The following is a 22,335-nucleotide window of genomic DNA, read 5'->3' as shown; positions in this document are numbered from 1 at the left end:
AGAATAGTACTTTGGGCGGCGTTTCTTCGTAGCTTTTCGCGTTGATTACCATTCCGTGTATGCTCCGAACGAAACGCCGCTTTTTCTTTCTTCTAAGTCTGGGCCTGGCCGCAGTGGCCTGTCAGCCCGATAAACCTACTCACACCGAACCGCAGCAACCAACTCCCACCGACAGCACCGCCCTGGACGCGGCCCCCGATACGGGCCGCCTGACCGCGCTGGTTTCCAGCTCGGATACCTGGCATAAACTCGGCCGCCGCACCAACCTAACGGCCCCTTTGATCGTGTACCGCCGGGGCACGTTGCGCGCGCCCAGCCGGGATACGACGGCCCCGCCACCCACCGACGCCCGCCTCGCCGATCTGACGCTAAAAGCCAGCGAATACTTCCAGATCGATCCGACGCGCCCCGCCGAAGTGCGCGGACGTGAAGGAACCGTGGTGCGCATTCCGGCCGGTGCGCTCGTCGATGCCCAACAAGCCCGACCCAGCGGTTCGGTATGGGTCGAGCTCAAAGAATGTTATACGAAGGCCGATCTGGTCCTGTCAAATCTGCAAACGCAAACACTTGATAACGAGCTACTTGAAACGGGTGGTGCGGTGCTTGTGCGGGCTACTACATATGGGCAGCCTCTGCAACTAGCCGACGGCCGCACCTACCAGCTCGAGCTGCCCGTTAAACGCCGCGAACCGGCCATGCAGCTTTACTACGGCCTCGGGCGCAAGCAGCCTACGCAATGGGCCGCTGCCGAAACCGTAGAAACTACACCCGAGCAGGTTTTCACCGATGCCGAGCGCATGCCTGCCTATGGCCGCGGCCCCGCCGACATCAACAAGCTAGTGCGCTACCCGCCAGAAGCCGTAGCCAAGCAAACCCAGGGCGTGGTTTTCGCCTCTTTTGTGGTAGATGAAGCCGGCCGCGTGACCTCGCCCAAAATTCTGCGCGGCATCGGCGACGGCTGCGACGAGGAAGTGCTGCGCGTGCTGCGCCAAACTTCCGGCCACTGGACGCCTGGCCAGCACGACGGCCAGTTTGTGAAGGTAAAGATGACGTTGCCCATTCGCTTCTCCTTTCAGCCCGGCATGGCCACGACCGCCGACTCTACCAGCGCGGCCCTTTCGGTTGTGGCGGCCGAGCCTTCTGATGCCGGAGCAAGCGCCGCGGAAAGCCCAAACTCTACGCAATACGTGTTCACTACCAAGCGGTTGGGGTGGCTTACTTGCGCCCGCTTGTGGCAATCAGTTAGTGCTAAAGCCAGCTTGCTGGTGCCGGCTGTGGCCGATGCCAGCACGTCGGTGCGCCTCGTATTTCGGGGGCACAAAACCGTGCTGGAAGGCCAGGCACAAGACAATGGTTACGCCTTTGATAATGTGCCTGCCAACCAACGCGCTACTCTGGTTGCCATGCGTTACGATAACGGGATTCCGTATCTGGCTTTGCAAGAAACTACCACAGGGCAGCCCCTCACCGAGATCCAGTTCAAGGAAACTACGCTCGATGAACTAGAGCGAATGCTGAGTAAATTGAACTAATGGGATATTATTTTGTATAATAAATCGTAAAAAAATTGTGCCCTTCCTAAAATATATCACTCCGATACCATAACTTTAGGGAACTTAAGCTTCTCACATTCTGTGTGGTGGCTTCCGGACTCCGCTCTGATTCTACCTGTTACACCTAAATGCGTGTATGGTTAAAAGACTATTCTCTGCGTTCCTTCTTGGCTTTGGTTTATTACTTTCCCTGACAAGCCGCGTGCAAGCGCAGGCCGGCCAGCCAAAAGATGTTGTTTTTTACATCACTGCTCACCAGGACGACTGGCAGCTATTCATGGGCAGCAATGCTTACGATGATGTGCAGCGCCGGCGGACGAAGGTTATTTTTATTTGCCTAACCGCTGGGCAGGCCGCCGATCTGGGCGATACCTACTGGAAGAGCCGCGAAACCGGCTGCCTCAACGCCATTCAGGCTGCTACCTGCCTATCGGCTTCCAGTGAGGCCCTGCCACCAGCTGGCACCCAAACCATCAACAAACACGAGGTAGCCATGTACCGGTACAAAAATACCGCGGCCTACTTCTTCCGTTTGCCCGATGGCGGCTACAAAGGCGATGGCTACCCGCGCACGAATTTTGAGACAATTGCCAAGCTCAAAAACAAGAAAATCACCAGCCTGACCAGCCTCGACAAAACGGCAACCTATACGTCGTGGGGCGACTTGGTGGGCACGGTGCAGCAACTGATGAAGCGCGAAATCAACGACGGGGCTCGCGTGTGGGTCAATGCTCCCGACCTGGATAAAGTCCGCAACCCCGACGATCATCCCGATCATATGATGGCTGGGGTTCTCGCACGGGTTGCCTCCGACGACATGGATTGTCGCCAGCATTTGTACAAGGAATACTCCGCATCGAAGGAAAAGGTAAACCTGACACTGGATCAAACGGCCAACCAAACGGCCTTGTACTCAGCCTATTGCAAAGCCATCAGCGATGCCGGGCAGCCTTCAGGCTGGAACAAAGAACATTTGGTATGGATCGGCCGGCAGTATTTCCGTCTGCGGCACAACGTTCCCAACACACCTTCTCAGCCTGGCCCAGCTACTGCCCATTCCGTGCCGATGCCCGCTACCTCAGCCGATACAGCGACCGTAGAGCCCGTGCAGCTAACACTGGAAGGCAATTATCCCAACCCCTTCGACCAGTCAAGTTTGGTGGCCTATTACCTGCCTAATTCGGCCCCGGTGCTGCTGCGCATATTTGACGTTACGGGCAAACTGATCGTTACGCTGGTGGAGAAAAAGCAGGTTGCTGGCCGCTACGAAGTATGGCTCGACGCCAACCAGTTTCCGAGCAGCGGCCAGTACATTTGCTCGCTGCAAGTAGGCTCCGAACGCCGTCAAATCAGGATGCAAGTGGCTCATTAAGAACTAGATAGTATAAGCAAAACGCCGGGCTTCCCACATTGGGGAGCCCGGCGTTTTGCTTGTTGCAAGTAATTCTATAACAATGATTTACGTTTGGAGCAGGACTCGAATCGCTACTTCGTCGGCTTAAAAGGTGGCATCGCGAGTAGCGGGTAGTTGTTACGAACGAGCGTGCCTTTAGTAGGCTCGTGGCGCCAGATAGTTGCCGCTACCGGGCGAAGCTCAAACTCATCAATAACCACCTTGCGGCCTTGCACCCACACCCGGAGCCGTTGGCCGGGCTTCCTGACCTGTACCCGCGCGGTAAGCCGCACCCAATCGCCGAGAATATCGGTGCTGTATTTGGTTTCCACGACGCTGCTATCTGCCACAGCACCAGCCGCTTCGAGCAGGCTCATGTGCAGCGTCGGTAGCTTTTCGGTGCGCACATAGGCCCAAACGGAGGCTTCATACAGCCCCGGTTGGGTTATGGGTTGGTTGGCTAGCAATAACCCACCGCGCCGCACGGCTTGCGCCCCGGTGCCCAGCAAGGGCGCAACATTGTTAGGGAAAGCCAAAGCTGCGTCCGGCGCATCGAAGCTGCGGTGCACTACTTGCGGGGCCGGCTCCGAAGCCCAATAGCCTGAGTAAGCTACCAACGAAGCTTGTTGTTGAAAGTCAGCCAGATACTTCTCCCGAGCTTCCAGCTGCGCAAGCGGTAATTCCGCCAGCCATACCGCCGAATCGCGGTAAAGAATACGCGCGCGCGCCAGCAAGGCATTTTCGGCCGAATCGCGCGGCGCATTGGCCGCAACTACCAGCAGAAAAGGCCGGCGGTCGGGCAGGCGGGCGAGCAGCGGCTTGTCGATGGCCGGGTGACTGAGCAGCTGCTGTATGGCTTGTGCCTGATACAAAGGCGTGCGCGAAAGCATAGTAGCCGCAATGGGCAAGCCCGTTTCCAGCGACGCCCGCATGCTTTCGTACGAGCTGGAGTCGCTGTGAAAAATGGAGAACACTTCGCTGCCTAAAGCATAATACGGTATGGGTATAATTGCTTGATAATCAACAGATTGTGAATTGGTTTCAGCTAAGTGCTTCGGATAGGTAAGCGAGCCAGCGGCCGCGGCAGGCAACATCCGCCCCGCGCCCCGCTGGGGGTGTTGGATCTTGTACGCCTTGTGCCCGGCGCTAAACAGTCCTTCCGCAGCCCAGAGCAGCAAGCCAGTCGTCAGCAACGCGAGGCCCCATTTGGGCTGCTGCCGCAGCCGCAGCCAGCGGGAAGCCTGATACAGCGCGTAAGCCGCATACACCGAGTAGATATAGTAAAATATCCAGGCGAAGCGCCCCAGCGAACGGAACTGGCGGATGGGTCCCAAGTAAGGCACAAGTCCTTCGAGGCCCCACCGAAATGGCCAAGCCATTGAAAATAAGAGGATTAGCAATGCAGCCCACAAACTCACGCGCAGCACGGGGGGCAATGCTGGTCGCTGCAACCGGCGCCACTGGCGGCGCACCAGCCGAAAGCCCACTCGCACGAGCGTAGCGAGGGCGATGAATGTTCCGGTCAGGCCCACGTAGGCTTGGCCTTCCCAAGTAGGGTCGGGGGTATGAAAGATGCTTTTCCACCACCCGCGGATTGGCTCTTCTACCGGAAAAAACACGCTCCACACCGAACTGCTGTAGGCAAAGAAGCCGTAGGGGTTGCTGGGGCGGTCGGCGGCGTGCGGGTCAGAGAGGGCCAGCGCCACCTGAAACAGCGCCATCGGCACCGCTACCGTGATCAGCACCGGCAGCCAGAAGCGCAGCGTCCGCCGCCAGTTCCAGCCGTCAGGTAGCTGCCACCACGTTACGGCACAATAAGCCAGCAACAACAGCGCGCTGATGGGAAAATAATACGGGTGCAAACACCCAAAAAAGAGCGTTGCCAAAGCATACACCGCGTACCAACGTCCCTTCTGCCCGGCTTCCGTAGCGCGCACTACCAGATACCACAACGTCGGAATAACGCAGGCATAGGAGAGGGCATAATGGCCCAACAGTCGCTCCATTTGGGGCGCTAAAAGCACGATGAGCACCGTAACCGTGGCTGCGTACCAAGCCGGCAGCCGACAGCGACGCAACAAAGCCAGCAGCGGTGGCGCACTCAGCAGTTGGGCCAGCAGCATCGTTGTGTTGAACACCGCCACTACATTTACCGCCACGCCGTGCCGTTGCAGGGCCGCCAGCACCCAAGCCAGCAGCGGTTGGTTGTCGGTGTACACGACGTGCTCCCCGAAAGGGTAATTCATGCCTGTAAACCACCAGGCCGCATCGTGGTGCACATACCACAAAGCCGTGTAATAGTTTTTGATGCCGTCTTCGATGGGGCTGAACAGAAACTGCCCCGGATGCCAGAACACCGGCCCAAACAACACCGCGCCCAGTAGGATAAGCGTCAGTAATACAAGTACATGCCAAAGCCAGCCGGCCGGCCGAAAAGCAGTGCGCGCACTCACGTAAGTCGGGCCAAAAGGATTTTAAGGAAGCTGCCGCTTTCCGACACCAGAATCTTCGGGCTCATGCGCGAAAACACCACCCCCGGCTTTAGCCGCACCGGAATGGGGTTCACCCGCAGCTTGGCGGCAGGCCGGGAAGCCAGAAAAATAAACTCCAAATCGAAGAGGTAACGATCGATCTGGCCGCGCAAGAATACTTCGCGGCCCCGGCGGTTGAAGCCCTTCAGGCCGCATTGCGTATCCGACACGGCCAAGCCTAGTAAAAACCGCGTGCTGCGCCGTAACATCTTGGAAATGAGCGTGCGACCTCGTGGCACGTGCACATAATATGCCTCATCACGGGTACCTACGGCCACGTCGCAACTGTTGGTGCGCAGGGCTTCGTACACCCGCGCCACACTACTTTCTTCGTAGGGAAAGTCGATATCCGTAAACAGGCAGATGGTCTCCTGCACCTGCTCCACGCCCGTGCGTAGGGCATAGCCTTTGCCGTGGTTGACGGGGTAATTGAGGTAGGTAAACTGCGGCAGCCGGAGTCGGAGCAACTCGAGGTCCGTAGCCGTTACGCTGGCCGTACCATCGTTGACGAGGTACAAATGCACCGCCGTAGCGGGCGGCAGCAACGGCTGCAAACGCGCCAAACTCTCCAATATGTTGGTCGCCCAACCCGCAGGCGGATTGTAGCACGGCAGCACTAAGGCCAGAGTGGAGGCAGGATCTGAATGGGAAGCGGACAAGGAAGTGTGTGTCAAACCGGGCGCAAATATCCGACAATTGTTTTAATGGCTGAGCGCTCAGTTACAACCCGCGTGGGTAAAGGAATAACAGACGAGCTATTTTGTTTAAAGCAACATGTATTTGTATGTAATTAATTGATATACAATCGCTTATAACTTAATGCATACATTCTGTGGCTCGGTAAAGAAGCGCAGCGCTTCCAGCCCGCCTTCGCGCCCGACGCCGGAGCTTTTCATGCCGCCGAAAGGCGTACGCAGATCACGCAGCAACCACGTATTGACCCACACGATGCCCGAATGCAACTGATGCGCCACGCGGTGCGCCCGATCCAGATCGCGCGTCCAGACGGTGGCGGACAGGCCGTAGTCGGTACCGTTGGCCCAGGCGATGGCCTCTGCTTCGGTGTCGAAGGGCGTGAGCGTCACCACGGGGCCGAAAATCTCTTCGCGGTTGGTGCGGCAATCGGGGGCAAGGCCTTCAAACACAGTCGGTTCGAGGAAATAACCGTCGGCGCAACGGCCAGTCAGTCGTACTTGGTGCCCACCGGCCAGCATCGTGCCGCCTTCGGTTTGGGCTAACTCTATGTAAGACAGCACTTTGTGCAGATGGGCTTCGCTCACCAACGCGCCTTGTCGCGTACTTTCTTCCAGCGGATCGCCGATGGTAAGAGCCTTGGTCTGCGCCAAGAATTCGGCCTTAAACGGTTCGTAAATCGCGCGCTCGACGAAGATGCGCGAGCCGCAGAGGCAAATCTGGCCTTGGTTAGAAAAGCTGGATTGAATGCTCGTGCGAACCGCCGTGGCCAAATCGCAATCGGCAAAAATGAGGTTGGGATTTTTGCCGCCCAGCTCCAGCGACAGCTTCTTGAACATGGGCGCGGCCGTGCGGGCGATGTGCTCACCGGTGCGCGTGCCGCCCGTAAAGCTGATGGCTTTAATCGCAGGATGCTCGACAATGGCCTGCCCAGCGCGCGGCCCGGTGCCGTGCACAATGTTGAGCACGCCCGGCGGCAAGCCGGCTTCTTGGCAGAGTTCGCCCAAATAATAGGCCGTGGCCGGCGTGATCTCCGAAGGTTTGGCCACCACGCAGTTGCCCGCTGCCAGGGCCGGCGCAATCTTCCAGGTGAAAAGGTAAAGTGGTAGATTCCAGGGAGATATGCAGCCCACCACGCCCAACGGGTGCCGTACGGTGTAGTTGAGGGCGAGGCCTTCCTGGAAATGCGATTCGGAGGCAAAATGCTGCGCCGCCGTCCCGAAAAACGCAAAGTTGCTGGCCGCTCGCGGAATGTCAAGGGTGCGGGCCGCCGCCAGCGGTTTGCCGTTGTCGATACTCTCGATGCGGGCCAGGCGCTCTAAGTCGCGCTCCAATAGCTCGGCAATGCGCACCAAGAGGCGGCCCCGCTTTTCGGCGGCCAAAGCGCGCCACGCCGGAAAGGCGGCCTCAGCCGCCGCTACAGCCTGCTGCACGTCGGTAGCGTCGGAGTCGGGGATGCGGCCGTACACTTGGCCAGTCGCGGGCTCGATGTTATCGAAGTAGCTGCCCGACGCCGGCGGCACAAACTGGCCGTTGATGAAATTCTCGATTTGCAGCATAAAGCCAGGCGGAGAAGTGGAATCGTATATCATTATCCTCTGTATATAACTGACTATCAATCATATACAGATGCTATGCGCGGTCTGAGTGCTGCGGCTGCTCGACCGGAAGCGGAATGTTGGTATCGGAAATGATATACAGCGGCCGCTGGCGCACGTTGGCGCTAAGGCGGGCGATGTATTCGCCAATAATGCCCACCGCAATGAGCTGCACGCCACCCAAAAACAGGATGCTGACCATCAGGGAGGCCCAACCGGGCTGGTAGTCGCCGGTAATGAAGCGCGAATACAGCGTGTAGAGCATGACCAGAAACGCGATGCCCGACACTAGAAATCCGCTGATGGTGGCCACTTTCAGGGGCAGGTCGGAGAAGCCCGTGATGCCGTCTAGCGCCAACCGGATCATCTTGCGGTACGTGTAGCCGGTCTGGCCGCCGGCGCGTTCGGCGCGGTCGTATTCGATGTAGGTCTGGCGGTAGCCAATCCAGGAAATCTGGCCGCGGATGAACTTGTTTTGTTCCGGCATCATCTTCAGCGCATCGATCACTTTGCGCGAAATGATGCGAAAATCGCCGGTGTCAACCGGGATCGAAATGTTGGTGATGCTGGCCAGCAGGCGGTAAAACAGCTTGGCCGTGTACTTTTTGGCCGCGCTTTCGCCCTGCCGGGTGCGGCGCTTAGCGTACACCACTTCGAAGCCTTCCTGCAAGCGCTTGTAGAGCTGCGGAATGAGCTCGGGCGGGTCCTGCAAATCGGCGTCGATGATGACGGCCGCGTTGCCGGCCGCCAAGTCGAGGCCGGCCGTTACGGCAATCTGGTGCCCGAAATTGCGGCTGAAATCGATGTAACGCACGCGCTCGTCGCGGTCAGCTAGCAGCCGGATGAGCTTTAGGGACTGATCGCGCGAGCCGTCGTTGACGAACACAAACTCATAGGTCCGCCCCATAGGGTCGAGCACGCTGCGCAAGCGGTCGTAGAGAGCCGGAATGTTGGCTTCTTCATTGTAGATGGGAATGACAATGGAGATGTCGACGGGGGAGAGCACGGCGCGGCGGGAAAGAGTAGAAACGGAAGAAGCCGAAAGCAGCTTCAGCGAAGGCCTAAAAGTAAGTTTAAGGTAACAAAAGAAATCCCCGGCCTCACAATCGGGCGGCCGAAACTCGGCTGACAGGGCGCCGACTGAGGTTCTGTGCCCTGCGAAATTTGGCTAGTTTTACGGTGTATCCGCCCCCGTTTCACCTCTTAGTCGCGCCGTTTCGTGAAAACCCCTCTGCGTTTGTTGCTGATTGCTCCGGCTTTTGCCGGACTGGCGGCGTGCTCCCAAGACGAGCCGCCTGCGACCGTCGCAACAGATGCCAACCGCCTTGCTTTCAACGACTTCGAGAATGTATTGGGCTGGGGCGACCTCAACACGTCAAACATCACCAACGAGCGGGCGCATTCGGGCAAGTATTCCGTCAAAGTCGGCCCCGACAACGAATACGGCACGGGTTACTCCCGCGAATTGGGCCTGATGTCGCCGCACAAGCCCAGCCAGCTTACCGTTTCGGCGTGGGTGTGGGTACCCGACCGCACCGCCACTGCCAGCCTCGTGGTCACGCTAAACCGGTCGGCTTCCGACGAAACCAAGGTGTTTTACAGCCGAATCGAGCTGCTTCAGGAAATCAAGCATTTCCAGGAATGGGAACACATCAGCAAAACCTTCACCCTGCCCGACACCGTCGCTGTTACCAATCAGTTCAAGTTTTATCTCTGGCGCAACGGTAGCCCGCAAAACGTGTACGTCGATGACATGGAAATTCGGCGTGATCGGTAGATGAAACGCATTTCTACACAAGTAATTGATTGTCAATCACTTGTGTAGAAATGCAAAATTTCTTTGCTTAGCCGTTAGCCCAGAAAGCCGTATTTCATGATGCAGTAAATGGCCCGGAAACCGTCGCGCCACCCGATCTTTTTGCCTTCGGCGTAAGTACGGCCATAGTAGCTGATACCGACTTCGTAGAGGCGAATGTTGGGCACCCGCGAGACTTTGGCCGTGACTTCCGGCTCGAAGCCGAAGCGTTTTTCCTCGAGTTGCAGGCCCTGAATGATGTCGCGGCGGAAGAGCTTGTAGCAGGTTTCCATGTCGGTCAGGTTCAGGTCGGTGAACATGTTGGACAGGAACGTGAGCAGGTTGTTGCCGATGCTGTGCCAGAAGAAGAGAATCCGGTGCGGCTTGCCACCCATAAAGCGCGAGCCATATACGACATCCGCAAAGCCTTTCAGAATGGGCTTGATGAGAATGTTGTACTCTTCCGGATCGTACTCTAAGTCAGCATCTTGTACAATCACGTAGTCGCCGGTAGCCTCCCGGATGCCCGTGTGCAGCGCGGCACCTTTGCCCTGGTTGACGGTGTGCTGCAACAGCCGCAATCCCATGGCCGGGTGCGCCGCCGCATAAGCCGAAATTACCTCCGCCGAGTTGTCGCTGGAGCAGTCGTTGACTAGGATAATTTCCTTTTTTATGTGATTTGTCAGTTCCAATTCGCGTAGCAGATCCAGGATTTGATGGATAGTGCGCGCTTCGTTATATACAGGAATGACGATCGAGAGTGTGTCGAACTTAACCAATATGCAAGAGCTTTAGGTGATAGCTAGATAAGAGGCGAGAGCATAAACATAAGAAATTTAATAATCAATACAACTTTCGTCCTATAAATTATTATAAATTACCTGTGCGCCCGCCATCAACGGGCACATTAATGCCGTTGATGTAACCGGCCGCGGGCGACGCCAGAAAAACAACCGCCGCTGCTACTTCCTTGGATTCAGCAAATCGGCCGGTCGGGATCTGCTTTCGCATGCCGGCCTCAATCTGCTCGATGGACTGGCCGGTTTGTTCGGCTTTCTTCTCAATCAAAGAGGTGTGGCGCTGCGTAACGGTGGCGCCCGGCAAGACGTTGTTGACCGTTATGCCATTGATTGCCAATTCATTAGCCAGGGTTTTGGCCCAGTTGCCCACAGCTCCTCGAATGGTATTGGATACGCCCAGGTTCGGCAGGGGCTGCTTCACGGACGTGCTAATCACGTTGACGATGCGCCCGTAGCCCCGTGCTTGCATGCTCGGCACCACGGCCTGCGCCAGCAGGTGATTGCACACTACATGCTGTTCAAACGCTGCCCGAAAAGCATCTACCGAAGCCTCTATAATGGGGCCGCCAGCCGGGCCGCCCGTGTTGTTTACCAAAATATGGAAGCCCTCGGGGTGCGCGGCCAGATAGCGGCTGAGCTGCTGCGCCAGCACATCAGGCGTCGAAAAATCGGCAATAATGTAGTCGTGGGTTTGGCCGTTTGGGGTCGGCAGTTCGGCGGCAGTTTGTTGCAGGCTGGCTTCGTTGCGTGCCAAGAGCGTAACAGTAGCTCCTGCCAGGGCCAGCTCTTCGGCTACGGCGCGCCCAATTCCTTGCGTACCACCGCCCACCAGGGCACGTTGCGAAACAAGATTCAGATCCATGTTTTCCTAATTAAGAATGAAAGTGAAAAATACCGGGCCCGCAAGAAAAGCAGGCCGCCGCGACATTGCTCGCATTTATTGTTTTAATTTCCGTCACCCGTCTAGCGCCGCCCCGTTACGTATTCCTCACTTTCAGCCCTCGTTCAGAAAATGGTAGCCCGCCCTTTCAATTTTCAAAAGTGGATCGACGAACACCGGCATTTGTTGAAGCCGCCCGTCGGCAATCAGCAGGTATTCAAAGACAATAAAGACTTCATCGTGATGGTTGTGGGCGGCCCCAATGCCCGCAAGGATTTCCACTACGACGAAGGCGAAGAACTGTTTTTGCAACTGGAAGGCGACATTGTGGTGCGCATCATCGAGGATGGCAAACCGGTTGACATCCCGGTGCGGGCCGGCGAAATGTTCCTGCTGCCAGCAGGCGTACCGCATTCGCCCCAACGCCCCGCCGGTACTGTGGGGCTGGTGCTCGAGCGCTACCGCGAGGCCGGCGAACTCGATGGGTTTCAGTGGTATTGCGAAAACTGCGGCCACAAGCTCTACGAAGAATTTGCCGAGATCACGGACATTGTGCAGCAGTTGCCGCCCATCATGAACCGCTTTTGGCAGTCGGAAGAAAAGCGCACTTGCCAGAACTGCGGCACCGTGATGCAGCCGCCTACACCCGCCAAGGCCGACTAAGGATTTCTTACGCACCTGCCACGTTCGCCTTTCGTGCTCAAAATCGACATCCATACTCACATCCTGCCCGAGCGCTGGCCCGATTTGCGCGAGCGCTACGGCTACGGCGGCTTCATCCGGCTCGAACACCACAAGCCCTGCTGCGCCCGCATGATGCAGGACGACAAGTTCTTCCGCGAGATCCAGGACAATTGCTGGGACCCCGCCGTGCGCCTGCGTGAATACGATGAATTCGGAGTGGATGTGCAAGTGCTTAGTACTGTGCCGGTTATGTTTAGCTACTGGGCCAAGCCGCACGATACGCTTGACCTGAGCCAACTGCTCAACGACCACATTGCCAGCGTAGTAGCCCGCTACCCCGACCGCTACGTGGGCTTGGGTACGTTGCCCATGCAAGCGCCCGACTTGGCGGTGCGCGAGTTGGAGCGCTGCGTGAAGGAACTGGGCTTGGCCGGCGTTCAAATCGGCTCGCACGTCAACGACTGGAATCTCGACGCCCCGCAGCTTTTTGAGGTATTCGAGGCGGCGCAGGAGCTGAACGCGGCCGTATTTATTCATCCCTGGGACATGATGGCCCAGCAAAAAATGCCGAAGTACTGGCTGCCGTGGCTGGTTGGGATGCCGGCCGAAAGCACGCTGGCGCTGTGTTCGCTGATTTTTGGCGGGGTACTCGAGCGGCTGCCGCGCTTACGGGTAGCGGTGGCGCACGGCGGCGGCAGCTTTGCGGCTACTATCGGTCGGATAGAGCACGGCTTTCGGGTCCGGCCCGATCTGTGCGCCGTGGATAACCCCGTTAACCCACGCGAATATTTGGGCCGGTTCTGGGTTGATTCGCTGGTACACGACCCGGCCATACTGGAGTACCTGGTGAAGACCTTGGGCTCCGATAAGATTGTGCTGGGCTCCGATTATCCCTTCCCGCTAGGCGAGCTCGAACCCGGTCAGCTCATTCGTTCTATGCCGTTTTCCGACGAAATAAAGGCCCAAATGCTGGGTGCCAACGCGCTGACGTGGCTCGGGCTAAAGGCCGAGCATTTTGCCCGAACCTTCGCGTAAAAGCGTTGGGTGGGAGAGTAGCCAAAATCTTGGCAACGCGTTAGCAGGGAAGCAGGCTATCTTTGCTACCCATGACCTTCGAACCCACCCTCGACTTCGCCCGCCAACTCGATGCGCAAGACCCGCTGCGCGACTTCCGCAATCGGTTTTACATTCCGCCCGCGCCCCACGGCGGCGATAGTATCTATTTGTGCGGCAACTCGTTAGGCTTGCAGCCTCGCACCGCCCGCGCCGCCGCCGAACAAGAGTTTACGGCTTGGGAGCAAATGGCCGTCGAGGGGCACTTCAACGGCGACTCGCCTTGGATGCATTACCACGAAACCCTCGCCGACGCCACCGCCCGCGTGGTGGGCGCCCGGCCTCTGGAAGTAGTGGTGATGAACACGCTCACCGTGAATCTGCACTTGCTGCTGATATCCTTTTATCGGCCCACGGCTACGCGCTACAAAGTGCTGATGGAGGGCGGTGCTTTCCCTTCCGATCAGTACGCGCTCGAATCGCAGGTGAAGCTGCATGGCTTTTCCCCCGACGAGGCCATTGTGGAGCTTCAGCCCCGCGAGGGCGAATACACCTTGCGCACCGAAGACATCGAAGCCAAAATCAGGGAGTTGGGCGATTCGCTGGCCACGGTAATCATGGGCGGCATCAACTATTACACGGGCCAGGTCTACGACATGGCTGCCATCACGCGTGCCGGTCATGCCGTGGGTGCTACCGTCGGGTTTGATTTGGCCCATGCGGCCGGCAACATTCCGCTGCACCTGCACGACTGGGACGTGGACTACGCCTGCTGGTGCACCTACAAGTATCTCAATTCTGGCCCCGGCGGCACCTCGGGCGTGTTTGTGCACGAGCGTTTCGCCTATCAGCCTGACCTGTTGCGCCTTGCCGGTTGGTGGGGTCACGACGCTTCCGAGCGCTTCAAAATGCGCAAGGGCTTCCGGCCAATGGCGGGAGCAGCTGGCTGGCAACTATCTAATGGTCAGATACTTCCGATGGCTGTTCACCGCGCCGCCCTCGATATTGTAGAAGCGGCGGGTGGTATGGAAGCGCTGCGGCGCAAAAGCGAATTGCTGACCGGCTACCTCGAGTTTCTGATCCAGCGCTTGGAACTGCCCGCCTCGGTACTCGAAATCATTACGCCCGCCGATCCGGCGGCGCGGGGGTGTCAGCTTTCGCTGTTGGTTCACCAAAATGGCCGCCGCGTGTTCGATGAACTGAGCGAGGCCGGTGTGGTCGCCGACTGGCGCGAGCCCAACGTCATTCGGCTGGCGCCGGTACCGCTCTACAATTCCTTCCAAGACGTGTACCGGGCGGCCGAGTTGCTGACCAAAGCATTTTTGGTTAAAGCCGACGATTTAAAAAACTAAAATCGGTGTTGTACCAAGAAGAAATCGGCTGGTTATCAGCCGATTTTGTTTGTTCTGCGTTCAACAAAGCAGCTAGAGTTTCCAGTTGCTTCGTGGGGCGCTTATTGCTAATTGTCAATTAATTGATTCCGATGGCCGAAGAGTATGCGGACAAAATGGCCCGCAAAACCGATGCTGAGCTTCAGCAGTACGTGCTTGGCCGTGCGCAATACCGCGACGATGCCGTACTGGCCGCGCTCGACGAACTCACCCGCCGGGGACATCCGCACCCCGATACGGCCCTGATTCGGCCGGAGCTAGAAGCCGTTGTGCGCGTGCAACTCGAAAAGGAAGCCGAACTCCAACGGCAGGCCGAACGCGTAGCGACGGAACTGGAAGAGGGAGAGACCCAAACCGGCCCGGCGCTGTATTCGCCCCTGACCATCACGCTGTTTTCGGTGATGTTCTCGATGCTGGCCGGTGGTGCGCTGCTGGGTATCAACCTGAAAGTGTTGCGCCAAACCGGGGCGCTGGTGCGCTTGGTCGTGTTTATGGTGCTTTACATTGTCATTGGGGCGGTCGTGCTACAGCGCATGGGCCCAACGTCGTGGTTTGCAGCCTTATTCAATTTGCCCGCCATCATCGCCTACAACTGGTGGTTTTGGCCGCGCTACATCCGCACCAGTACGTTCCAGAGCCGGGGCTGGCTGATTCCATTTGCGGTCTGCGCACTACTTCAGGTAGGTATGTACATGCTGGCTGCGCAATACTTGGGCCGCATGATTGTTGCCAATGGCCTAAGCCATTAAAGGAAAGCTGCTTAGCTTTATTTTTTTTGTAAATAATTGATAGTATGGCACTTACGTCCTTGGGATTGCCCAACGCTGAAGTGCTTTTCGACCCCGATTTTCTGCCGGCCACCGAAGCCGATGTTCTGTTGCAGGAGCTCACGGACACCATTCCGTGGCGGCAAGAAAGCTTGGTTTTGTACGGCAAACCCGTGCTGCAGCCCCGCCTCACGTCCTGGCACGGCGACGCGGCGGCACGCTACCGGTATTCGGGCCTGTCGCTGGAGCCGCAACCCTGGACGCCGGCCTTGCAGCGCCTTCGCCACCAGGTAGAAGCCGCTGCCGGTACCGTTTTCAACAGTGTGCTGCTCAATCTTTACCGCGCCGGCCAAGATAGCATGGGCTGGCACGCCGACAACGAACCGGAACTGGGCCCGGAACCCGTGATTGCTTCGGTAAGCCTAGGAGCGGTGCGTCGCTTTCGCCTCAAGCCCCGCGACCCGCACCGCACGCCCCACGAACCCCTTTCGCTTGACCTGCCGTCGGGGAGCTTATTGCTTATGCAGGGCTCCACGCAGCAGCATTGGCTGCATGCCGTACCCAAAACCACGCGCCCCGTCGGTCCACGTCTCAACCTGACATTTCGTGTAGTTATGCCTTTGTAATTCAAGGGATTATACGCAGGGATAGTAGGTGTAATGGTGAGTCGTATTTTCGTTGGCGGGCGCAGTGCCAACAAACGGTTACATTCGCTCGTTGCTGACCTGAGCCTGAATTAGTTTGTGTTGCCCTATGTCCGATACCCCGTTTTCTTCTGCTGCGGCCGATGCCGTTTCCTCTGATTCGCTCACGGTGATGGGCGGCGGTTTGGTGGGTTCGCTGCTGGCGCTCTACCTGGCCCGTCGGGGGTACTCGGTGGATGTGTTTGAGCGGCGCGCCGACCTACGCCGCGCGGGCGCCGAAGAAGGGCGCTCCATCAACCTAGCGCTCTCCGATCGGGGTTGGAAAGCGCTGGAGGGCGTCGGGATTGGCGAAGAAGTGCGGCAGGTGGCCATTCCGATGTATCGGCGCGTCATGCACGACCAGCAAGGGCAGCTTACGTTTCAGCCGTATGGCAAAGAAAATCAGGCGATTTACTCTGTTTCGCGAGCGGGCCTCAACCAAAAATTACTCGATCTGGCAGAGGCCAATCCGCAGATCCGGCTGCATTTCAACCAACAATGCACCCACGTCGATTTGCGCGAACGACGCCTGAAACTGCGCGATGTAACGACGAATACCGAGCAGACCCGCACGTTTCAGCGCCTGTTTGCAGCTGATGGAGCCTTTTCTGCGGTGCGGGCCGCCATGCAAAAAACCGATCGCTACGAGTACTCGCAGAGCTTTCTGGAATACGGCTACAAAGAGCTAAACATCGAGCCCGGCCCCGACGGGCAGTGGCAAATGGAGAAAAATGCGCTCCACATTTGGCCACGCGGCCAGTATATGATGATCGCGCTGCCCAACCTCGATGGCTCGTTCAACTGCACCTTGTTTTTCCCCTACGAGGGCGAAAATTCTTTCGCCGCCCTTCAAACGGATGAGCAGGTTCTCGCCTTTTTTCAAAAGGTTTTTCCGGATGTGGTTCCGTTGCTTCCCGATTTGGCAACGGAATTTTTTCAAAATCCGACCGGCTCGCTGGTCACGATTCGCTGTTATCCGTGGGCCTTCGCCGATGAAGTAGTGTTGCTTGGGGATGCTTCGCACGCCATCGTGCCTTTTTATGGGCAAGGCATGAACGCCGGCTTTGAAGATTGCTCCGTGTTGGATAGCCTGATTGAAGAATACCACAACGACTGGCACGCTGTATTTGCCGCGTTTCAACAACGCCGCAAGCCCGACGCCGACGCTATTGCTGACCTGGCAATCTACAATTTTGAGGAAATGCGCGATCGGGTCGCCGACCCACGCTTTTTGCTGCAAAAAAAGATCGAAAGCAAGATTTCGGCGCAGTATCCCGATCAGTGGATGCCGCTTTACTCGCAAGTTACTTTTTCGCATATGCCTTATGCACAGGCACTTGCTAACGGCAAACGGCAGGAGAGCATCATGGGCCGCCTCATGCAGCACATTCAAACCGAAGCAGATTATGATCTGCCCGAGGTACAGCAGTTAGTGCAGCAGGAAATGAATCAATAAATTATATAATAACAGATTTATATAACTATTTGATTTGCAAATCATTATGATGCTGTGTATATAATTTTGTTATATAAATTTATAACTCGAAATAGATTTAATTGTATTAATTATACGGGTTAGCGTTCTGCTGTTCTGCAATAGAGGATAGTCGTTTATATTGCTGAAGATTTGCTGATTAAGCAGCTTTAGAGACATTTATAATCGCACTATAAACGTATTTTGCTACGCATGGCACAAGCCCCACCCATTGTTCCTGCCGTCCTGACTTGTGCTATTATTGACGACGACGAAATCAACCGCTTGACGTTGGAGCATTATGTGAAAATTACCAATTCACTCCAGCTTACGGCGTCACTTTCGGGCAGCGTAGAAGGGTTAAACTTCTTTAGCACCGGCCGCCAGGTTGACGTGTTGTTTCTGGACGTAGAAATGCCCGAGCTCAACGGCCTGGATATGCTCCGGCTGTTGCCCGAGCCGCCCCAAGTGGTGCTCACCACAGCCCACGAAGATTTTGGCTGGGAGGCTTTTGAGCTGCGTGTTACCGACTACCTCGTCAAGCCGTTCGATTATGCCCGCTTCCAGCAAGCGCTGAGAAAGGTTCGCGAGCGCTGCCTGCAGCCCGCTGACACCTCTACCGAGGTGCTGCTGCCATTTGCCCCAAACGCTATTGTCTCTGATGTAAAGCTGTAATTGCTTGGCAATCAGCTTGTTTTGGGTCTGCTGGTGAGCACGGATCAAACCGTATTCATAGCGGTTGCTTTATGCGTTTGCAGCCAATCCTGAATCTGGCTTAGGACAAGGGGTAGGGTGGTTATGATCTGCTGTGCGGCCTCACGGCGCGACATTTCAGCCGCAACCGTTGCTTCCAGGGTCTGGATAGGATCGGTGAAAGCGTGCACGTTAAGCAGCTTCAACGAGGGCTTTATTTTGTGCGCTAGGGCAGCGGCCTGCGTCCAGTCGGCGGCGGCTACGGCTTCCTGGAGTTGCTGCAAAGCGGCGGGCGTAGTGGCCAAGAAGGAGTCAAGAATGCTGATTACAAACTCCGCGCTGCCCTGCGCAATGTGATACAACTGGTCTAGGTCAAAAAGCGGGGCCATCGGGACAATGTCCGTTCGCTTCAGGGCCAGCATCTTGCGCAATAACTCTGCTTCCTCAAAGGGTTTGGGCAAGCATTCGTCTAAGCCAGCCGCCAGGTATTTCTCATTGTCCGCTCGGAAAGCGTTGGCAGTCAGGGCAATAATTGGGGTTTGGGCGCGTACGGTATCGGGGTGTTGGCGCATGTGGGCCGTCACCTCTAAGCCGCTCATGCCCGGCATCTGAATGTCCATCAGGATGATATCGTACAGCTTTTCGGCAAACAGCTTGAGCGCCGTCGGGCCGTCCGAAACGGCATCAACCTGCACGTCGTAGTTGGCCAGCACGAGTTGGGCAAGTTGGCGGTTCACATCATGGTCTTCCACCAAGAGCACCCGCATTCCCCGTACTTGCTCTGTATTATGATTTGTATGTGATTCATTATCAATCACTTGGTTTATGACGTCTGCCGCGGCTTTTTCGAAAGTAAGCGTAAAGCTGAACGTGCTGCCCTGGCCGGGTTCGCTGCACATCACCAGTCGCCCGCCCAACTGCTCGACCAGGCTGCTACTGATCGTGAGGCCCAGCCCTGTGCCGCCAAAGCGACGCGTGGTGTTGGCATAGGCTTGGGCGAAGCTGGCAAAAATGGCTTCCTGCTTATCAATGGGTACGCCCATGCCCGTATCGATTACGCGGAAACTAATGGTGGCTGTCGTGTCCGTTTCGGCTTGCAACGCGCCTTCAAAGCAGATGCTGCCCTGCTCCGTGAACTTGATGCTGTTGCTGAGCAAGTTGAGCAACACCTGGCTCAGTCGCTGCGGGTCGCTAACTACCAGCGGATGTTGGAGCTGTATGGGGCTGATAACGAAGTCGATACCTTTTTCTGCTGCCCGGTAAGCCAGCGTCTGGCCGATCTTGGTGATGGTGTTGTTCAGGTCGAAAGGAATGTGTTCCAGTTCGAGCTTGCCCGAAGTAATTTTGGCTACATCCAGCACATCGTTAAGCACGCCTAGCAGGTGCCCCCCCGAGTTACGAATGATGTCGACGTACTCGCGCTGCTGCGAATTTAGTGGCGTGCGCGCTAGCAAACTGGCCATGCCCAATACCCCGTTCATGGGCGTGCGGATTTCGTGGCTCATGTTGGCCAGGAAATTTTCGCGGGCGTGGGCGGCAGCTTCCGCTTCGCGGCGAGCCCGCTTAAATTCGGTGATGTCGGTGGCCACCGTAAGTACTTCAATCGTGCCTGTGGGCCGCCGCAGCGGTCGCTTTACGACTTGCAGCTGCCGCACTTCGCCGCAAGCCAGCGTAAACGACATCTCTTCCATAATGTCGTGGCCGGTAGCCAGCACGTGGTCGTGCCACTCCTGCAACTGCCGCATTTCGGCCGCTTCAGCGCTTTCGTCCTGCAACGATACGTTCAGGTGAAGGCTGCGCTCGGTGAGGTCGCGGAAGGTCGCGTTGGTAAACAGAAGGTCGCCGGCTTGGTCGGTCACGTACAGGAAGTTAGGCGAGCTATCGACGATCTGCCGGATAAACTCCTGCTGCTCCGATACCAAGGCTTCGCTTTGCCGGTGCCGCTCTTCGGCCAAATGCCGATCGGTGATGTCGAGGCCCGTTCCGATGACCAGCCGCAGCGCGCCGTCGGGGCCAAACACGGGGCGCAGTCGCCGCAAAATGAAGCGCACACCACTCTCCGACGCGATAGATTCTTCCCACTGCACTTCGGCTCGCTCCTGCACGGCTTGGTCAAATAGTCGCCGGCGCTCCGCGGCGGCTTCCTGCGGATGATTGCGGCGGGCGTAGTATTCCAAATCGGTCTTGCCGATGGCCCACTGCCTGATTTCCTGATCTTTAATGGCTCCCGGATTGACGAACAAATAGCGGTGACTTGGATCGAAAACCGCAATGCCGGCCGAAAGCTCGTTGAGAATTGTTTCGTAGAACTCTCGTTGCTCGGCCAGCTGCTGTTGGGCCTGGTGGCGCTCCGTGATGTCAAGGCCATAGGCCAGAATCATGTGCACCGAGCCGTCGGGATGGAACACCGGCTGCAGGCACCGCAACAGCCGCCGCGGGCCGTCGGGGCCCATCATGGATTCCTCGTAGGTTACCTGTTTCCGGTCCCGGATGATCTCATCGAATGCCTGCTTACGTTGCTCGGCAATCTCCGTCGGGCGATTACGGTACGCACAGTAGTCGAAGTTATCTTTGCCGATGATCCATTTCCGCAGCGCCGCGTCTTTAATGCCCACATGATTGACAAACAAGTAGCGATGGTGGGTATCAAAGACACCAATATCGGCGGGGAGCTGATTCAGAATTGCCTCGTAAAAGCCTTGTTGGTCAGCGAGTTGGCGATCGGCGGTGCGCTGCGCCGTGATATCTGTCAGATAAAGCGTAGCGTAGGCCTGGCCCGGCACCGGCACCACCGTCAGCAGGTAGTAGTGCGCGCCTGTGGTGATCTCCTGGCTTTGGTGCATTTCCGTCTGGATCGCCACAGCTACCAAGGCCAGAAGTTGCGCCTTCAGGGTGTCATCTTCTGCCTTTAAGGCCTGAGCTAGTTTGGCGGCAGCAGGGTTGGCATAAACCAATTCCCCAGCCGCGGTCAGCCGCATAATCGGATTGGGGTTTTGCTCCGGAATGTGCGAAACGTTGCGGATTTGAGCCTCTCGCTGGTAGCGCTTCGTAACGTCGCGGTAGCACACCAGGCGGCCGGCCATCGTAGCGTCCAGCACGATGTAATCGCGCTCCAGCATGCGGCCATCCGTGAGCACTACTTCTTCGTTCAGTACGGTGCGCCCGGCTTGGCGCAGGGCCGTAGCACGGGCCATGTAGGCCGCCGGATCGGGAAAGTTGTGCTGGATGCGCGCTCCCAGCGTGACGCCCGTGTTGCCGTCGACCAAAGCGGCCGGCGACTCCGATAAGCCAAAAATCTCGCAGAAGCGCTGGTTAAGCAGCACCACCCGGCCGTCGTTGTCGACGAGTAGCACCCCAATTTGTAGGTTCCGCACCAACGCGTAAAGGCGAGTGCGCTGCAACTCGGTTTCGATACGTGCTTGTTGCAGAGCTTGTTCCAGTTCGGTGATGCGGGCTTCGGCTTGCTGGCGCCGGGTGCGCTCTTCGTGCAGTTGGGCAAGCAAAACGTCTCCGGATTCGGAGCGGGCAGACAGCGCAGAAACGGGCATACGGGAGGGCAAGGGCAGGTAAGTAACCGATAAAGATACAGCAACTAACTGCCCGCTCCCAAGCCGCGATCCGACGCCGGCGCCAAAATCGTGTTATGGAGGAGCTACGAAAGGAAATCTCAAATTTTTATTTTCATAAATAATTAATAATCAGATCATTATAAAACATATAGGCCTAGCCCAAAGCCAAGTGCAACGCCCACGCCCAAAGCCAGGCCTGCCCATACCTGCGCGGGCGTGTGGGCATTCAGAGCGAGGCGGGCGCTTACGACTGCCCATGCAATCAGGCTAAAGCCTACGAGCCATCCCAGGGCCGGGCTGCTAGTGCCCGATTTCAAAGACAGCAGCGCCAGCCACGCTGTGGCCCCGCCAACTCCCACGCCGTGCGCGCTGATTTGCCAGCGCAACGTAACCACGAAGGTTAAAGCAACCGCGACGGCCATGCCCGCTATTATGTAGCTCAGCAGCGCGTCGAAGCGATGCGGTTGCCACAGCACAACCGCCGCTGCCGCGAAGCTTACCGTCGCCAGCAGGAAAGGCCAAGTCCGCTGTTGGCGCTTGCGTAACTGCACCGAATCGATCAGCCCCAGCGCATAGAGGGCGCCCGTACCCAGCGTTGGCAGAACCAGCGTAAATAAAACCACCGTTCCCAACACCACCCACCGCTCGGGCAGCAGCGGGTGTAGCACCACGCCCGAAAGCTGGTAACACACCACGTAATACAAGTAAGACGGCATCAGCAGCGGGTGAAAAACCACCGACAGTCCCATCGCCAACAACTTATTCAAAACAACCGGCG

At 57.2% G+C, this 22,335-nt stretch carries 18 protein-coding genes; 10 read left to right on the top strand and 8 right to left on the bottom strand.

Going from position 1 to position 22,335, the window contains the following annotated elements; all coding sequences use genetic code 11:
- The first annotated feature begins 59 nt into the window (after nt 1-59).
- Both FHG12_RS07425 and FHG12_RS07420 read left to right on the top strand, forming a co-directional pair.
- Nucleotides 60-1,532, top strand: a complete 1,473-nt coding sequence (locus FHG12_RS07425; RefSeq protein ID WP_139515130.1) for an energy transducer TonB — start codon at nt 60-62, stop codon at nt 1,530-1,532.
- Between the two features lie 223 nt (nt 1,533-1,755).
- Complete coding sequence (locus tag FHG12_RS07420) at nt 1,756-2,925, top strand: PIG-L family deacetylase (protein WP_165699328.1); 1,170 nt, start codon at nt 1,756-1,758, stop codon at nt 2,923-2,925.
- 113 nt (nt 2,926-3,038) lie between these two features.
- On the opposite strand, the gene FHG12_RS07415 is transcribed toward FHG12_RS07420, so the two are convergent.
- The 4 genes from FHG12_RS07415 to FHG12_RS07400 all read right to left on the bottom strand — a co-directional run bounded on the left by FHG12_RS07415 (nt 3,039) and on the right by FHG12_RS07400 (nt 8,774).
- Nucleotides 3,039-5,399 (bottom strand): hypothetical protein, encoded by a 2,361-nt coding sequence (locus tag FHG12_RS07415; protein WP_139515128.1) that lies wholly within the window; start codon nt 5,397-5,399, stop codon nt 3,039-3,041.
- On the bottom strand, nt 5,396-6,136 hold the full coding sequence (locus FHG12_RS07410) for a glycosyltransferase family 2 protein (RefSeq protein ID WP_165699327.1): 741 nt from the start codon (nt 6,134-6,136) through the stop codon (nt 5,396-5,398). Before FHG12_RS07410 ends, FHG12_RS07415 begins: the two co-directional genes overlap by 4 nt.
- A 150-nt stretch (nt 6,137-6,286) precedes the next feature.
- Entirely contained in the window at nt 6,287-7,762 is a 1,476-nt protein-coding gene (locus FHG12_RS07405) for an aldehyde dehydrogenase (RefSeq protein WP_230471318.1), read from the bottom strand.
- A gap of 40 nt (nt 7,763-7,802) precedes the next feature.
- Nucleotides 7,803-8,774, bottom strand: coding sequence for a glycosyltransferase family 2 protein (locus tag FHG12_RS07400; RefSeq protein ID WP_139515126.1), 972 nt, complete (start codon nt 8,772-8,774; stop codon nt 7,803-7,805).
- A 213-nt stretch (nt 8,775-8,987) separates the two neighbouring features.
- Here FHG12_RS07400 and FHG12_RS07395 point away from each other — a divergent pair, with 213 nt between their 5' ends.
- Nucleotides 8,988-9,545, top strand: coding sequence for a carbohydrate binding domain-containing protein (locus FHG12_RS07395; protein ID WP_139515125.1), 558 nt, complete (start codon nt 8,988-8,990; stop codon nt 9,543-9,545).
- 74 nt (nt 9,546-9,619) lie between these two features.
- Here FHG12_RS07395 and FHG12_RS07390 read toward each other — a convergent pair whose 3' ends face one another.
- Both FHG12_RS07390 and FHG12_RS07385 read right to left on the bottom strand, forming a co-directional pair.
- On the bottom strand, nt 9,620-10,342 hold the full coding sequence (locus tag FHG12_RS07390) for a glycosyltransferase family 2 protein (protein WP_139515124.1): 723 nt from the start codon (nt 10,340-10,342) through the stop codon (nt 9,620-9,622).
- A gap of 91 nt (nt 10,343-10,433) precedes the next feature.
- Nucleotides 10,434-11,225, bottom strand: a complete 792-nt coding sequence (locus FHG12_RS07385) for an SDR family oxidoreductase (protein WP_139515123.1) — start codon at nt 11,223-11,225, stop codon at nt 10,434-10,436.
- Nucleotides 11,226-11,375: 150 nt separating this feature from the next.
- On the opposite strand from FHG12_RS07385, the gene FHG12_RS07380 reads away from it, so the two are divergent.
- The 7 genes from FHG12_RS07380 to FHG12_RS07350 all read left to right on the top strand — a co-directional run bounded on the left by FHG12_RS07380 (nt 11,376) and on the right by FHG12_RS07350 (nt 17,970).
- Nucleotides 11,376-11,906: a 3-hydroxyanthranilate 3,4-dioxygenase gene (locus FHG12_RS07380; RefSeq protein ID WP_139515122.1), complete on the top strand. Its 531-nt coding sequence runs from the start codon at nt 11,376-11,378 to the stop codon at nt 11,904-11,906.
- Nucleotides 11,907-11,939: 33 nt separating this feature from the next.
- Nucleotides 11,940-12,962 carry an amidohydrolase family protein gene (locus FHG12_RS07375; RefSeq protein WP_139515121.1) on the top strand — a complete coding sequence of 341 codons (1,023 nt, stop codon included), beginning with the start codon at nt 11,940-11,942 and terminating at the stop codon, nt 12,960-12,962.
- 71 nt (nt 12,963-13,033) lie between these two features.
- Nucleotides 13,034-14,332 carry a kynureninase gene (gene kynU / locus FHG12_RS07370; protein WP_139515120.1) on the top strand — a complete coding sequence of 433 codons (1,299 nt, stop codon included), beginning with the start codon at nt 13,034-13,036 and terminating at the stop codon, nt 14,330-14,332.
- Between the two features lie 131 nt (nt 14,333-14,463).
- A complete protein-coding gene (locus tag FHG12_RS07365) occupies nt 14,464-15,120 on the top strand; it encodes a hypothetical protein (protein ID WP_139515119.1) in 657 nt (218 codons plus the stop codon).
- A 44-nt stretch (nt 15,121-15,164) separates the two neighbouring features.
- Nucleotides 15,165-15,764: an alpha-ketoglutarate-dependent dioxygenase AlkB family protein gene (locus tag FHG12_RS07360; RefSeq protein ID WP_139515118.1), complete on the top strand. Its 600-nt coding sequence runs from the start codon at nt 15,165-15,167 to the stop codon at nt 15,762-15,764.
- Nucleotides 15,765-15,891: 127 nt separating this feature from the next.
- The gene (locus FHG12_RS07355) at nt 15,892-17,277 is read left to right on the top strand and encodes an FAD-dependent oxidoreductase (RefSeq protein WP_139515117.1); all 1,386 of its coding nucleotides are present in this window, start codon (nt 15,892-15,894) and stop codon (nt 17,275-17,277) included.
- A gap of 231 nt (nt 17,278-17,508) precedes the next feature.
- Complete coding sequence (locus tag FHG12_RS07350) at nt 17,509-17,970, top strand: LytR/AlgR family response regulator transcription factor (protein WP_139515116.1); 462 nt, start codon at nt 17,509-17,511, stop codon at nt 17,968-17,970.
- Nucleotides 17,971-18,014: 44 nt separating this feature from the next.
- Here FHG12_RS07350 and FHG12_RS07345 read toward each other — a convergent pair whose 3' ends face one another.
- Both FHG12_RS07345 and FHG12_RS07340 read right to left on the bottom strand, forming a co-directional pair.
- Complete coding sequence (locus tag FHG12_RS07345) at nt 18,015-21,536, bottom strand: PAS domain-containing protein (RefSeq protein ID WP_139515115.1); 3,522 nt, start codon at nt 21,534-21,536, stop codon at nt 18,015-18,017.
- Nucleotides 21,537-21,694: 158 nt separating this feature from the next.
- The gene (locus tag FHG12_RS07340) at nt 21,695-22,324 is read right to left on the bottom strand and encodes a hypothetical protein (protein WP_139515114.1); all 630 of its coding nucleotides are present in this window, start codon (nt 22,322-22,324) and stop codon (nt 21,695-21,697) included.
- Between the last annotated feature and the right edge of the window lie 11 nt (nt 22,325-22,335).

The sequence above is a fragment of the Hymenobacter jejuensis genome, from assembly GCF_006337165.1.
Lineage (GTDB): Bacteria > Bacteroidota > Bacteroidia > Cytophagales > Hymenobacteraceae > Hymenobacter > Hymenobacter jejuensis.
The sequence above is the reverse complement of the archived record's forward strand: the minus strand, read 5'-3'. Positions and strand labels throughout refer to the sequence as shown.